This window comes from Streptomyces sp. NPDC002536, assembly GCF_053594995.1.
The window spans coordinates 62,965-77,217 of sequence record NZ_JBSFWU010000027.1 but is presented as its reverse complement, the minus strand read 5'-3'; the positions used below and the strand labels follow the sequence as shown (position 1 = coordinate 77,217).

The 14,253-nt window shown below is 70.6% G+C and carries 9 protein-coding genes; all 9 read right to left on the bottom strand.

The window, feature by feature from the left end:
- Positions 1-152 precede the first annotated feature (152 nt).
- The 9 genes from ACWD4B_RS13015 to ACWD4B_RS12975 all read right to left on the bottom strand — a co-directional run bounded on the left by ACWD4B_RS13015 (position 153) and on the right by ACWD4B_RS12975 (position 13,883).
- On the bottom strand, positions 153-3,119 hold the full coding sequence (locus ACWD4B_RS13015) for a BTAD domain-containing putative transcriptional regulator (protein ID WP_451420823.1): 2,967 nt from the start codon (positions 3,117-3,119) through the stop codon (positions 153-155).
- A gap of 111 nt (positions 3,120-3,230) precedes the next feature.
- Positions 3,231-3,983, bottom strand: coding sequence for a tRNA-dependent cyclodipeptide synthase (locus tag ACWD4B_RS13010; protein ID WP_451420822.1), 753 nt, complete (start codon positions 3,981-3,983; stop codon positions 3,231-3,233).
- Positions 3,980-4,297, bottom strand: a complete 318-nt coding sequence (locus tag ACWD4B_RS13005; protein ID WP_451420821.1) for a DUF6092 family protein — start codon at positions 4,295-4,297, stop codon at positions 3,980-3,982. The genes ACWD4B_RS13010 and ACWD4B_RS13005 overlap by 4 nt, the downstream gene beginning before the upstream one ends.
- Complete coding sequence (locus ACWD4B_RS13000; RefSeq protein ID WP_451420820.1) at positions 4,254-4,823, bottom strand: nitroreductase family protein; 570 nt, start codon at positions 4,821-4,823, stop codon at positions 4,254-4,256. The genes ACWD4B_RS13005 and ACWD4B_RS13000 overlap by 44 nt, the downstream gene beginning before the upstream one ends.
- Before the next feature lie 252 nt (positions 4,824-5,075).
- A complete protein-coding gene (locus ACWD4B_RS12995; protein WP_451420819.1) occupies positions 5,076-7,295 on the bottom strand; it encodes an NADP-dependent isocitrate dehydrogenase in 2,220 nt (739 codons plus the stop codon).
- A 78-nt stretch (positions 7,296-7,373) separates the two neighbouring features.
- On the bottom strand, positions 7,374-8,714 hold the full coding sequence (locus tag ACWD4B_RS12990) for a cytochrome P450 (protein ID WP_451420818.1): 1,341 nt from the start codon (positions 8,712-8,714) through the stop codon (positions 7,374-7,376).
- Positions 8,715-8,745: 31 nt separating this feature from the next.
- On the bottom strand, positions 8,746-9,774 hold the full coding sequence (locus ACWD4B_RS12985; RefSeq protein WP_451420817.1) for a terpene synthase family protein: 1,029 nt from the start codon (positions 9,772-9,774) through the stop codon (positions 8,746-8,748).
- Positions 9,775-9,805: 31 nt separating this feature from the next.
- Entirely contained in the window at positions 9,806-10,879 is a 1,074-nt protein-coding gene (locus ACWD4B_RS12980; protein WP_451420825.1) for a polyprenyl synthetase family protein, read from the bottom strand.
- Positions 10,880-11,195: 316 nt separating this feature from the next.
- Entirely contained in the window at positions 11,196-13,883 is a 2,688-nt protein-coding gene (locus ACWD4B_RS12975) for an ATP-binding protein (RefSeq protein WP_451420816.1), read from the bottom strand.
- Positions 13,884-14,253: the final 370 nt, after the last annotated feature.

Genomic DNA, 14,253 nt, shown 5'->3' with positions numbered 1-14,253 from the left:
GCCTAGGGCGAGTCCGCCCCGTCAGGGGCGCGGGGAACTGCGCGATCAGCCACCGACGGCCTGCAGCCGACGCACCGCCTCGGGGACGTCGGCTGCAGGCGCATCGTGGTTGCTCGCGCAGTTCCCCGCGCCCCTGACGGGGCGGACTCGCCCTAGGCGCGCGCTGGCGGACCTCCGAGCTCCCGTTGGGCGAGGCCCGCCCAGTACGGCATGCGCAGGCTGCGGAACCCGGTCAGGGCCCGGTTGAGGTGGTCGGCCGCGGCGCCGAGGTCGCCGAGGGCGGTGTGGGCGCGGCCGAGCCAGTAGTCGGTGAAGGCGGTGCCGCGGCGTTCGCCGAGTTCGGTGAAGACGGCGGCCGCCGCGCGGAGCGGTCCCAGTGCCCGGGCGGCAGCGGCCGGTCCGGGGCCGTGCTCGGCGTGTGCACGGCCGAGGGTCATCAGCGCGTAGGCCTCCCCGGGGCGGTGCCGCACCTTGCGGAAGAGGACGAGGGCGCGGTCGAGGTGGCCGGCGGCCCGGTCGGTGCGGCCGGCGGAGAGTTCGGCCCAGGCGAGCAGTTGCAGGATGTCGGCGAGGGCGAGCGGGTGTCCGAGGCGTTCGGCCGTCTCCAGGGCGGGTGCCAGGGTGTCGACGGCCTCGGCCCCGCGCCCCTGGCAGACGAGCGCGAAGGCGAGGCTGCGCAGGGCGATGACGCGGCCGTGCTCGTCGCCGAGCCGGCTCATCACGGCGGCCGCGGAGGCCGCGTCGTCGTGGGCGAGGTCCGCCATGCCCCGGTCGGCGACGGCGATGCTGCGGTGGATGCGCAGCCGGGCGGCGTGGTGCGCCTCCCCCAGTTCGTCCAACTGCGCGATGGCGGTGGCGTACCGGGTCATGGCGTCGTCCACCCGGCCGCGGACGCCCGAGACGCGGGCGAGGGAGCCCTGGGCGACCGCGGCGGCGACGGCGTCGCCGACCGCTTCGGCGCAGGCGAGTGCGGCCCGCGCCACGTGTTCCCACTCGTCCCACCAGTTCCGTACGTGGCAGACGTCCTCCATGGCGGAGGCGAGCGCGGCGGCGTGCGTGCAGTATCCGGACTCCGCGGCGAACCGGGCCGCGGTGACGAGGTTGGTGCGCTCCCCCTCCAGCCAGCCGACCAAGTCTCCTTCCTCCTGCGGGAGTTGGCCGTCCGTGCCGCCGCGGATGAGCTGGTGGCCGGCCGCGCGGACCCGGGAGAGCCAGCCGTCCAGGACCCGGGCCACCGCGGCCTGCCGGCCGACCGCCGGCTCCTCGGCGAGGGCGCGTTCGGCGGCGTAGACGTGGAGCAGGTCGTGCATCCGGAAGCGCGGCTGGCCCTGGACGTCGATGCCCTCGACCTGGAGCAGGTTCGCGTCGAGCAGGACGTCCGTCGCGTCGTCCGGGTCGGGGGCGCCGAGCAGGGCGGCGAGGGCCCATCCGGGGAACTCCGGCGAGGGGAGCATGCCGACGGCGCGGAACGCGCGGGCGGCGTCGGGCGCCAGGCCGTGGTAGCTGGCGGCGACGCTGGTGCGGACGGCGAGGTCGCCGACCGTGAGCTCCGCCAGCAGGGTCTGTTCGTCGGCGAGCCGGTCGGCCAGGCGCCGGATCCGCCAGTGCGGGCGGCTCGCGAGCCGTGCCGCGGTCACCCGCAGGGCCAGCGGCAGTCCGGCGCAGCTGGCCAGGATCCGCTCGGTCTCCGCCGGTTCGGCGGCGAGCCGCCGGGGGCCGACGATGCGTTGCAGCAGGTCCTGCGCCTCCGTGTCGTCGAACGGGTCGATGTCGACGAGTTCCGCGCCGGTCAGCCCGGTCAGCCGGGCCCGGCTGGTGACCAGGGCCGCGGAGCCCGGGGTGCCGGGCAGCAGCGGACGGATCTGGGCCTCGTCGCGGGCGTCGTCGAGCAGCACCAGCACCTTGCGGCCGGACAGCAGCGAACGGAACATCGCCGCGCGGTCCTCGGTCGCCTCGGGGATGGACGAGCCGGAGACGCCCAGGCCGAGCAGCAGGTCGGCGAGGATCGCGCCGGCGTCGCGGTGGGGGCCGCGGGCGCCGTCCAGGTGCAGGAAGAGCCGGCCGTCGGGGAAGGCGTCCCGCATCCGGTGGGCGAGCCGGGTGGCGAGGGTCGTCTTGCCGACGCCGGGCAGGCCGGTGAGGACGACGACGGGCACGGCGCAGGGCGAGCCCGTCCGGAAGGGCGTGCCGGGCGACGGGTCGAGCAGCCCGCGGGCTCGCGCCAGCACCCGGTCCCGGCCGACGAAGTCGGTCTCGTCCGCGGGGAGTTGGCTTCTGAACTGCCAGACGACCCCGGCGTGCACGGGCGGGGCGGGGTCGGGCGGGGCGCCCAGCGCGGGATCCCGGGCGAGCACGGCGCGGTGCAGGCGGCGGAGTTCGGAGCCGGGTTCGAGGCCGAGTTCGTCGCGCAGGACGGCGCGGGCGCGGGCGTAGGACTTCAGGGCGTCGCCCGGGCCGTGCCAGCGGTACTGAGCGACCATCAGCCGGGCCCACAGCGACTCGCGCAGCGGGTAGCGGGCCACTTCCGTGTGCAACAGGCCGGTGAGTTCGCGGGGTTCGCCGAGCGCCAGCCGCGCCTCGGCGTAGTCTTCGAGTGCGGCCAGCCGCGCCTCCTCGATGCGGGCGGCCTCGATGCGCAGGGCGTCGTGGTGCACGACGCCTTCGTACGGGGCGCCGCGCCACAGCGCCAGTGCCTCCTGCAGCGTCTGGGCCGCGGCCCGATACTCCCCGGCGGCCAGGGCGGCGCGGCCCCGCGCGGCGAGTTCGTCGAACCGGTGCAGGTCCAGTTCGCCGTGGCGCAGCTGCAGCCGGTAGCCGCCGTGGCCGAGGCTCAACCTGTCCTCTCCGGAGGCCGGGTTGAGCACTCGGCGCAGGACAGCGACGTAACTGCGGACGTTGGCCTGGGCCGACGCCGGCGGGGCCGTACCCCAGGCCGCGTCGCTCAGCCGGTCCACGGAGACCGGGGTCCCGGCGTTGACGAGCAGCATCGCGAGCAGGGTCCGCTGTTTGGGGCCGCCGAGCGGCAGGGCACGGCTGTCGGCATGCGCCGCCAGGGGCCCCAGCACCTTGAACTCGACGCGCGGAAGCTCCACCGCAGGACCGCCCTTCTGTGGCCGCACGGCAGGGAGCGTGCGCACTCTTTACGTAAGGTTCGAACAACGACAAGTTCGACCCTACGGTCCGAGCGGCGGAAGGGCGTTGCGCCTCAGGGGCTTCTCAGGGGCTCCGTCTCACGCTGCGGTCGCCGTGGCGAGCGCCGCCTCGGCCGGCCTCACGACGACGAACCCCTGTCCCGGCGCGGCGGCGAACCCCTCGGTGTGCCGGGCGAGATGCTCGGAGATGGGTGTCCTCATGTGGTACAGGACGACCGAGGAGGAGACTCCGAAGATGGCGGGCGAGTCCACGAAGAGCGGGGCCTCGGCCTTGAGGTAGTCGAGCCCGGCCTGGATGTGGGCGGGGGTGACGGTGCCGTCGGCGCCGGGGCGGTGCTCGACGATCTGCTGCACCATCGCCTCGCAGATCGGGGCGAATTCCGCATCCTCGTCGATGGCCCGGTCGGTCCGCTCCGTCACGGCCCGGTAGACGGGCAGGTCCATCAGCTCGGACAGGGCCCGTACCCGGAAACGCGCGGCGTCCGGCCCCAGCCGCTCCAACGCCCGCCGGATTCTGCGCCGGACGTCCTTGAGCGTGGTCCGCACCGATTTGGCGGCGTTCTCCGGAGTGCGGCCGTCGGCGACGAGCATCGAGTCGATATGGGTGTCGACGTACACGACGTCGATCTGTTCGAAGGCATGGCCCGCCCAGGACAGGAGGGCGGTGAGCCGGTCCTGGTTGAAATAGCTGTTGCCCGCGCTGATGCCGATGAGGGCGTGTTCGCCGCGCCGCCATAAGGTGTGGCACCGTTCGCTGAGCGGCTCCGCATCCATCACCAGGGTCGGGGCCGGGGACGGGGCCGGGGACTGCGTAAAGACACCCTCCGTCATGACGTGGGCTCCTGCAGTGCGGTGGCGGTCTGCAGGCACAATTCGTCGAGAATTCCGGCGAGATCGATGTCGCCGCCCATGGGCGAGAACATGACCCCGTCCAGGCGCTCCCGCACCGCGGTGAGCCCGGGGGTGCTCGCTCCGGCCCGCTCCAGGATCTCCAGCGTGCGGCGGGCGGCGTCCGCACAGCGGAACGCGCCGTAGTCCGCGGGCTCTTCGAGGAGCCCGCGGCCGCTGCTCAGGAGATAGGCGGCCAGGAGGGCTATTTCCTCATGCAGTCGGTTCTGCGACAGCACCGTTTCCCCAGGTTTCATAGCTGATCACCTCGTTCTTGTCACGACGGTCGGACGGCGTGGGCACCTGCGCGGGGCGGCCGACGGGCACCAGCAGCAGCGGCTCCAGGTATTCCGGCAGGTCCAGCAGCAGCCGGACCACCTCCTCCCGGAAGCTGCTGACCGGGCAGCCGCCCAGCCCCATGGCGTGCGCGGAGAGCAGCAGGTTCTCCACCGCCATGGCGACGCAGAGCTTGGACGTCTCGTAGATCTTCCGTGAAATACCGCCGGAAAAGCCGGCCGCCATACGCCGGTCGACACAGGCCACGACAATGAATGCGGGCGTTCCGATCATTCCTGGCGAGAACGCCCTGAGCCGCCGCACGTTTTCCGGCTCCCGCACCACGACGAACGACCACGCCTGCTTGTTGGAGGCGGTGGGTGCAGCCAGCATGCATTCCAGCAGCTGCCCGACGGTCGCGTCGTCGACGGGTTCGTCGGAGTAATTCCGCAGCACGCTCCGCGTACGCAGGACGTGGAGCGTCTCCGGCAATGGAGTACTCGGCATCACTTCCCTTTCCCCAGCAAAGTCTCAGGCACCACGGGTGGCACACGAGTCACATGTGTACCGCACTTGTCTGAGTCCATTCAAGACTTTGCCGAGTGAATAAACCTTGAAATAAAGCGGAATCGAATACTCATGGACCATTTTCGGCCGCACCGAAAAGAACCGGCCGGAAAAACAGAACCGCCCCGGCCGGCGGAATGCCGGTCGGGGCGGTGCGGTGCGCTGCGCGCTACGGGCCGAGCTGACGGAGCGTCAGACCAGCGAGGCGATGGCCTGGTTGAACGTCTCGGACGGACGCATCACGGCCGCGGCCTTGGCCGGGTCGGGCTGGTAGTAGCCACCGATCTCGACGGGCTTGCCCTGGACGGCGTTCAGCTCGTCCACGATCTTCTGCTCGTTGGCGGTGAGCGTCTCGGCGAGCGGGGCGAAGGCCTTGGCCAGCTCCGCGTCGTCGGTCTGCTTCGCCAGCTCCTGGGCCCAGAACAGGGACAGGTAGAAGTGGCTGCCGCGGTTGTCGATGCCGCCGACGCGACGCGTCGGGGACTTGTCCTCGTTGAGGAAGGTCGCCGTGGCGCGGTCGAGGGTGTCGGCGAGCACCTGGGCACGCTGGTTGCCCGTGGTCTTCGCGAACTGCTCCAGGGACGGCACCAGCGCGAAGAACTCGCCCAGCGAGTCCCAGCGCAGGTAGTTCTCCTTGACCAGCTGCTGGACGTGCTTCGGCGCGGAACCGCCGGCGCCCGTCTCGAACAGGCCGCCGCCCGCCATCAGCGGGACGACCGACAGCATCTTGGCGCTGGTGCCCAGCTCCAGGATCGGGAACAGGTCGGTCAGGTAGTCACGGAGCACGTTGCCGGTGACGGAGATCGTGTCCTCGCCGCGGCGGATGCGCTCGATGGAGAGCTTGGTGGCCTCGACAGGCGCCAGGATGCGGATGTCCAGGCCCTCGGTGTCGTGCTCGGTCAGGTACTGCTCGACCTTGGCGATCAGGTTGGCGTCGTGGGCGCGGGTGGCGTCCAGCCAGAAGACCGCCGGGGAGCCGGTGGCGCGGGCGCGGGTGACGGCCAGCTTGACCCAGTCCTTGATCGGGGCGTCCTTGGCCTGGCAGGCGCGGAAGATGTCGCCGGCCGAGACGACCTGCTCCAGGACGGCGTTGCCGGCCTGGTCGACCAGGCGGACGGTGCCGGTGACCGGGATCTCGAAGGTCTTGTCGTGGCTGCCGTACTCCTCGGCCTTCTGCGCCATGAGGCCGACGTTCGCGACGGAGCCCATGGTGGCCGGGTCGTAGGCGCCGTGGGCGCGGCAGTCCTCGATGACGGCCTGGTACACGCCGGAGTAGCTGCTGTCCGGCAGCACCGCGAGGGTGTCGGCCTCCTGGCCGTCCGGGCCCCACATGTGGCCGGAGGTGCGGATCATGGCCGGCATGGAGGCGTCGACGATGACGTCGCTCGGCACGTGCAGGTTGGTGATGCCCTTGTCCGAGTCGACCATCGCCAGGGCCGGGCCCTCGGCGAGCTCGGCGTCGAAGGACGCCTTGATCTCGGCGCCGTTCGCCAGCGACTCCAGGCCCTTGAAGATGCCGCCGAGGCCGTCGTTCGGGGTCAGGCCGGCCGCGGCCAGGTCCGCGCCGAAGGCGGCGAAGGTCTTCGGGAAGAAGGCCCGCACCACGTGACCGAAGATGATCGGGTCGGAGACCTTCATCATCGTGGCCTTCAGGTGCACGGAGAACAGCACACCCTCGGCCTTGGCCCGGGCGACCTGGGCCGAGAGGAACTCGCGCAGGGCGGCGACGCGCATGACGGACGCGTCCACGACCTCGCCCGCGAGCACGGGCACCGACTCGCGCAGCACGGTGGTGGAGCCGTCGTCACCGACGAGCTCGATGCGCAGGGCGCCGTCCTCGGCGATCACGACGGACTTCTCGGTGGAGCGGAAGTCGTCGGCGTCCATGGTGGTGACGTTCGTCTTGGACTCGGGGGTCCAGGCGCCCATGCGGTGCGGGTGCGTCTTGGCGTAGTTCTTGACCGACGCGGGGGCGCGGCGGTCGGAGTTGCCCTCGCGCAGGACCGGGTTGACGGCGCTGCCCTTGATCTTGTCGTAGCGGGCGCGGATCTCGCGCTCCTCGTCCGACTTCGGGTCGTCCGGGTAGTCCGGCAGCGCGTAGCCCTGCTGCTGCAGCTCGGCGACCGCGGCCTTCAGCTGCGGGATCGAGGCCGAGATGTTCGGCAGCTTGATGATGTTGGCCCCGGGCGTCTTGGCCAGCTGACCGAGCTCGGCGAGGGCGTCGCCGATGCGCTGCCCCTCCTCCAGGTGCTCGGGGAAGCTCGCGATGATCCGGCCGGCCAGCGAGATGTCACGGGTCTCGACGGCGACCCCGGCCGTGGCGGCGTACGCCCGGACCACCGGCAGGAACGAGTACGTCGCGAGGGCGGGGGCCTCGTCAGTGTGCGTATAGATGATCGTCGAGTCAGTCACCGGGTGCTCCGCTTCACGTCTGTAACATTGCTCGACATCAAGATATCTCGTGAGCGGGGGTCTCTCGACAGGGGCCCGTTACGCGCCCCGCGGCACCGCCGTCATCAGCAGTGACGACGGCCGGGGGATGCTGACCGACCGGATCTCGCGCGGAGTGCTCCCGGCCACGGGCCGCAGGCGCCAGCGGGACACGATCGCGGCAAGGGCCACGGTCATCTCGGCCCAGGCGAAGGAGTCGCCCAGGCACTTCCGGTTGCCTGCGCCGAACGGGATGAAGGCGCCCCGGGCCGGCCAGCCGGCATGCGGGGCGAGCCAGCGGTCCGGGGTGAAGCGGTGCGGGTCCGGATAGCGCCGGGGATCGCGGTGGAGCGCGTAGATGCTGAAGGCGACCTCGCTGCCCTCGGGGATGCATACCCCACCGAGTTCCACGGGTTCCCTGGCCCTGCGCATCGACAACGGGATGGCATGCAGGCGCAGGACTTCATTCAGCACCGCCGTGGTGTACGGGAGGACGTCGGGATCGGCGTAGTCCGCATCCGTGCCGACGGATTCACTGATCTCCGCGTGCAGCCGCCGGTCCGCGTCGGGTGCACGGCCCAGTTCATGGAAGGCCCAGGCAAGTGCCGCGGACGTGGTCTCCGTGGCGGCCACTGTGATCGTGACGAGTTCGTCCCGGACCTGCTCCGGGTCCATGGCCTCGCCGGTGTCGGCGTCGCGCGCCGCCAGGAGGAGGGACAGCAAGTCGCCGTGATCGGCGCCGGCCTCCTTGTACCGTGCGATCACCTGGTCGAACTCCCGACGCAGGCGGGCAGCGGCGGTGTCGAACCGGCGGTTGACGGGGACGGGCACGTGGTCCAGAAATTTCGGCAACACGGCCCGGGTGACGGCGTCACGCATGATCACCGGCAACGAGCGCTGCATCTCCTCGACGGCCGGGCGCGCCATGCGAGATGCGAACATCGCTTCGGCGAAGGTGGCCAGCACCAGTTCGGTGATCACCCGGTTCAGTTCGACGACCTGCCCGGGCCGCCACGACTCCGCCAGGTCGCGCGCATGGCGGGCCATGGTCTCGGTCCAGCCTGCCACCCTGCTGCGGTGGAAAGCAGGGCGCACGAGGCGCCGTTGACGGTCGTGGAACTCCCCGTCGGACGTGGCGAGTCCGTTGCCGAACAACTGCCGTACCCGGTCGGCGTGCCGCCCCCGGTCGAAACCGCGCGCACGATTGACCAGGACGTCGCGGACGAGTTCGGGAGAGGTGACGAAGTACACCGGCCAGGTGCCGAGGTCCACCCGGACCGTGTCCCCTGCCCTGTGCAGTGACTCCAGGAAGCCCAAGGGGTCCCGCCAGAGAGCCAGGGTGTGGCCGAGCAGGGGCACACGCCCCGGCGCCGCCGGTACCCCGGGAACCTTGCTGCTCACGTGGTCCATTCCCCCGTGCAGATCGCCGAGTTCAGTGAGTGATGAGGACGTCGTCGAAGGTGCCCTTGATCCTCGGGAGATCCAGGTCGTACCGCCGGGTCTCCCCGATCCACACGAGATCTGCGAAGGTGTACGCCCTCAGATCGGTGACGAGACGCGCCGCCTCGGCAGCCGCTTCCGGGGGCAGGCCGAGCGAGTCGGCGAGACCGGGAAGCTGCCCCTCGATGTCCAGGAAGATCTGTTGCCGCTGCCTGGCCCGGTCCAGCACCCGGGCCACCGCCTCTGACAGGGTGCACCCTTCGCTCGCGGCGACGACCCGGACGACATTGCAGGTCTGACCGTCGGCGATGTCCTTCTCCAAGCCGTAGACATCGTTGTGCCAGGCCAGGATGTCTGCGAAGCACAGGGCCAGTTCCCGGAAGAGCAGGCTGTCGCGCAGCGCATCGGGGATGCGGATCCGGGAGACGATCTCCAGGACGTCCGCCTGGAAGAGCATCGCGATGGTGTTGCGGCGCACGGTGACGAACGTGGCCGCGTCGGGGACCCGGCCCTTGGCGTGGTAGCGGTTCTGCAGCACGATGGCCTGCATGTAGTCCAGGAAGTGCCCGGTGATGCGCTGCCGTGCCCGCGGTGACAGCCCTGCGGTCAGTCGGGGCCAGAGGTCGGCGAAACCCGCGATCACGGGGTTGTCCTGAGCTCCCTGCCGGCCTTCCGCACATCCGGTGGCGATGGCCCGCATGTCACGCAGGACGCGGCGCATACGCTCTTCCCGCTCACCCCAGTCGTAGTTGTCGTACTGGTCGTCGGCCAGGGACCCCCAGCAGAACCACTGGATGCCGAGCACTAACTGCTGCAGGTCCAGGGTCGGCGTCGTAATCCCGTGGTACAGCCCGAACTTGAATGAGCGCAAGTGCCGCTCCTGTTCCTGGCTCTTGAGGAAGCCGAGCTCCCACAACCAGGCGACCACTTCGTCCTCGGCCTGCCCTGCCACGGGGTTGATCATCGGGTGGGGAGGGACATAGAAGCCGTCGACGAGGGCGGACAGATCGATCATCGGCATCGGACGGCCTCCTTCTCGGGAGTCGGGGAGTTCATGAGGTGCGCTCCGTCGCGCTGTCCGCGATCCGTCGGAGCATCGCGACGACGGCCTGCGGGAAGGGGGCCCGGTCCAGCGCGCCCAGAGCCTCGCTGCGACGACTGGTGATCAGGCGTTCCACTTCCTGACGGGCCAGGGTCTCCTCCAGGACGGCGCGGACGGCCCGGGCTTGTACCGCGTCGAGGGCGGGGTTGCCCACCGAGGCCTTCAGGATGCGGAGTTGGGCGGGGGTGGCCCGCATGGTGGCAAAGGCCATCAGGACCGTCTGCTTGCCTTGCCGTAGATCGTCCAGCGTGGACTTGCCTGTCTTCGCGCAGTCGCCGAAGACGCCCAGGAGGTCGTCCCGGAGCTGGAAGGCCTCGCCGATCGGAAGCGCGTATGCGGAACAGGCCTCGGTCACGGATCCGTCGGCACCTGCCAGTGCGGCGCCGAGATGCAAGGGGCGTTCGAAGGTGTACTTGGCCGTCTTGAACCGGATCGTCGTCAGGGCCTGCTGCACGTCGTTGCCCAGCCCGCCGGTGAACAGCAGATCCAGGTATTGACCGAGCATGACCTCCGCGCGCATGGCGTGCAGCACCGGCAGGGCGGCGCGCAACTGGGCGGCAGTGAGGCCGGCGGTCTGGAGCATTTCGACGGACCAGGAGAACGCCAAGTCCCCGAGCAGAATACCCGTGTTGCGGCCGAATTTACTGCTGTCCCCCGGAAGACCGCGGCGACGGTGCAGCGCTGCCAGTGCCCGGTGGGCGCTCAACCGCCCACGACGGGTCTCGCTTTCGTCCATGACGTCGTCGTGGATGAGGGCGAAGGCATGGAACAACTCCAGGCTCGCCGCCACCCGGAGCAACGGTCCGAGGTCCCCCTTGCCGCGAGCGGCTTGCCATCCGCATATGCACATCGTCGGCCGGATCAGCTTGCCCCCCGCAAACACCAGCCCCCGCAATACGGCGACCAGGTCGGCAACGTGCTGAGAGGCTGCCGAACGTATCCGATCGGCAAAGAAATTCTCCAGGACTGTCCTGACCTCACAGCGAATCCGCGCCGCTGTCAGGACCTCCGACATGGTGAGCATGGCCACGGCTCGATCCCCTTCGCATCGTTGCGCCGGCCTGGTGGGACGACAGCCACCGGATCGGCAGCAGAGAATCCTTGAGGATTCTGAGGAATGCGTTCGGCGTACCGGAACAGACCATTCAGGGAAGGCCAAAGCTTTCTCATCCCGAATGGACGCAACCGAGCCTTTCCCATTCACCGTTCATACAAACCGTGCGGCGCACCTCGAGGCCGACGCCGACGACAGCGAATCGTTTCGGGGCGCGCGCATATGCCAGCACGCGCCCCACCCTCCCCACGGGGCATATACAAGCGGATTTAAGGCGACTCGCCGCTCAACGATGAATTCCCAGCCGACGCGGCCTCAGTCCGGCGTCGGCCAATTCCCGGCGTGCCTTCGCCACCACGGCATCGGCACCGCAGGAAGTGGCGACCTCGACCCCGCGGTACAGGCTCTCGGCCGCCTGCACCAGGCGTCCGGTGCGGCGCATCGCTGCACCGAGATCGACCAGGGCACAGGACAGTTCGTAGACGGACGGCGACTTGTCCAGGTGGCCGACGGCCTTCTGCAGCATGTCCGCACTCTCCGGCCCGTCCTGGACCCGGGCCGCGGCGTACAGAGCCTGCCCGATCGCCGAGTCCGTTCCGAACCGCTCGGCGCGCTGCACCGCTTCCTTCGCCACACGCCGGGCGCGCTGGGGGTCCGTGTCACGGATGGCGAGAGCCAGGTTCAGCTGCCAGGGGCACCAGACCGGGTTGTACACGCCCCGTCGGTCGAGACGGCGCCCCACTGCCGTGAGTTCCTCGGCGGCCTCGGTGTGCGCACCCTGTGCCAGCCGGAGCACGCCGAGAGTCGCCTGGGCATCCGGAATGATCACGACGGGCGGGAACGGATGCCCGAACTCGTAGCGGACGGCCAGCTCCTGGGCGGCGTCGATCTGGCCGCGGGCCAACAGGATCTTGATCAGCGTGCTGACCGCGTACCACTGCGCGGGGGTACCGGGACCGACCCGGTCCGCGGCCCACAGCCCGGCGCGCGCGAAGTCCTCCGCATCCGCCAGTCGCCCGGTGCGGAACCGTACGTACCCCAGCAGGGTGTAGGCGATGGACAGTTGGCCGCCCCGCCATCCCTTGCGCTCGGAGTCCGCGATGCCCTCGGCGAAGAGCTCCTCCGCCCGATCGGGGCGGTCGCAGTACATGAAGGTGAGCGCCACCAGCATGGGCACCTCGGACCCCCAGTGCTGGTCGGTCCAGCTCAGGCCCGAACCCAGAGCCCGCTCCGCGTGGTCCAGGGCGACGGCGGCCGGCTCACCGCGGACCATGGCGTCCCACGCCCGCAGCCCCAGTGCATACCGCTCGGTCAGGTCACGGCCCGTCAGCCGCTGGGCGAGCTGGGTCAGAAGCCTCGAACGCCCCGGACCGTCCTCCTCCTCGGGGGTGAAGGCCGCCCGCAGGAAGTGCTCGGTGTGCATCCGCAGCCGGATCCGGGGGTCCGTGGTCGCCTGTGCCTCCGCCGCCAGCACCTCGGCCGCTTCCGGCACTTGACCGCAGTGCGCCAGGGACCGCGCCAGCCGGATGACGGCGTCCACGCGCGTCTCCGGTGCGAGGCACGGTTCGGCCAGCGCCGCCCGGAGGTGGTTGACCGTGACGGACGGGTCGGTCAACAGGGCCGGACTGCCCAGCTCGTACAGCACGGAGGCCTTCATCTCCGCGGGCGGGGGCTCGCGGAGGGCGCGGTCCAGACAGCGCCGGGCGGCGTCGGGAGCACCGGTGCGCAGATAGTCACGCGCCGCCTCCTGCAGGTGGCCTGCCACCCACTCGTCCTCCTCCGGATGCGTCTCCAGCAGGTGACGGGACGCCGCTGCGGCGCCCTTCCCGGCTTCGATGAGCTCCCACGCGGCCTTGCCGTGCAGGGCCACCCGCATGGCAGGAGGGATGTCGCGGTAGACGGCCGCCGCGATCAGCGGATGGTCGAACTCCGGTGTCTCCTCGCCCCGCACGATCTCCGCGGCCACCAGCCGGTCCAGCGCCTCGCCCGCCTCCGTGGGGCTCAGCCCCGCCACCGAGGCCGCCAACGGTGCTGACGCCTCCGTGCCGAGAACGGCCACGGCCCAGGCCATCCGGACGACGGTGGTGCCCATCCGCTCCAGCCGGTCCAGTACCCCGGCGCCGGACATGGCGCCGGACATGTCATGGAGCTGCGGCGCGTTCGCGCGTGTCGGGGCCAGGCCCTCCTCGCGCACAGCACCGGCCAGCTCGACCGTCTCGAAGGGATTGCCGCCGGTGATCTTCCATACCTCGCGGCCGAACTCCTCGTCGACCTCGATACCCGGCCCCAGTTCGCGTGCCACGAGCGTGGTGACGGCCGCCGGGCTGAGCGGCGCCAGGTCCAGTGGACGCATCCGGTTCCGGCTCAGCATGTCGCCGAACGCCCGTGGAACATCGGGCACTTCATCGGGTCGGTAGGCGACGACCACCAGGACCGGCAGATCGTCGACGCGGCCGGCGAAGGAAGAGAGCCACGTCAGCGACTCGGGATCCGACCAGTGTGCGTCGTCCAGCACCACGACCAGACTGCCGCGGGACACGGCCACATTGGTGACCAGCCAGTCAAGCCCGTCGCGCACACCCTGCGGATCGGGTTCCGCCGAGTCCGCCGCGGGGCACAGCCCCAGGACGGGGCCGACGATGCTGTACCAGTCCCCCAGCACGTTGTGCCGCTCGGACTCGGTGCACGAGGCCAGGAGCGGCTGGAGCAGCTGCCGCAGGACGTAGAAGGCCGAGCTCTGCTCGTTCTCGCCGCCACGGGCGAACAGCGTCGTACATTCCTGCTCCCGGGCAAGATGCCGGAATTCGGCCAGCAGCGTGGTCTTGCCGACACCGGCCGGTCCCGCGAAGCTGAGCAGCCCGCCACGGGGTGCCCGTTTCCCCTCTTCCGCTCCATCGGCGGCTGCACATCCGGCGAGCTTGTCCAACGCCGCCCTCGCCGCAGCCCGTTGGGCATCGCGCTCGAGGGTCTCCACGGGCTCCCGCCCGTCCCGCGGGCGCGTCTCCGGCGTTTCTGCAGACTGTGTGTCGACCCGACCCGTCACTGTGCCTCCCGGTGAGATGCGGCGCCGCGCACACTGCCGCTCCCGCTCGGTGACGGAACGGACGGGGCCCGGCCCGCTGGGACCCTGCGGTGCGGCCCACGGCATCGCGTAGCGTAGGCCCGCCCGACACGCTGATGGCGCGTTTCTGCAATTGCCGGGACGCCCGATACCTGATGTGATGATCGGCCTTGCGATCACCATGGCTGCTGCGGTAAAGGAAGCCCCTCTCACGGCACGGTCAGAGGGGGCCGAGGGCCGTCTTTCCCCCGTTTCCGGAACCCCCGGCACGGTTCGCCTGTCT

Excerpts from the sequence above, each read along its gene's own strand:
- ACWD4B_RS13005 (WP_451420821.1), bottom strand. The coding sequence starts at position 4,297 with ATGAAACCTGGGGAAACGGTGCTGTCGCAGAACCGACTGCATGAGGAA.
- ACWD4B_RS12985 (WP_451420817.1), bottom strand. The coding sequence starts at position 9,774 with ATGCCGATGATCGATCTGTCCGCCCTCGTCGACGGCTTCTATGTCCCT.
- ACWD4B_RS12980 (WP_451420825.1), bottom strand. The coding sequence starts at position 10,879 with ATGCTCACCATGTCGGAGGTCCTGACAGCGGCGCGGATTCGCTGTGAG.
- ACWD4B_RS13000 (WP_451420820.1), bottom strand. The coding sequence starts at position 4,823 with ATGCCGAGTACTCCATTGCCGGAGACGCTCCACGTCCTGCGTACGCGG.
- ACWD4B_RS13010 (WP_451420822.1), bottom strand. The coding sequence starts at position 3,983 with ATGACGGAGGGTGTCTTTACGCAGTCCCCGGCCCCGTCCCCGGCCCCG.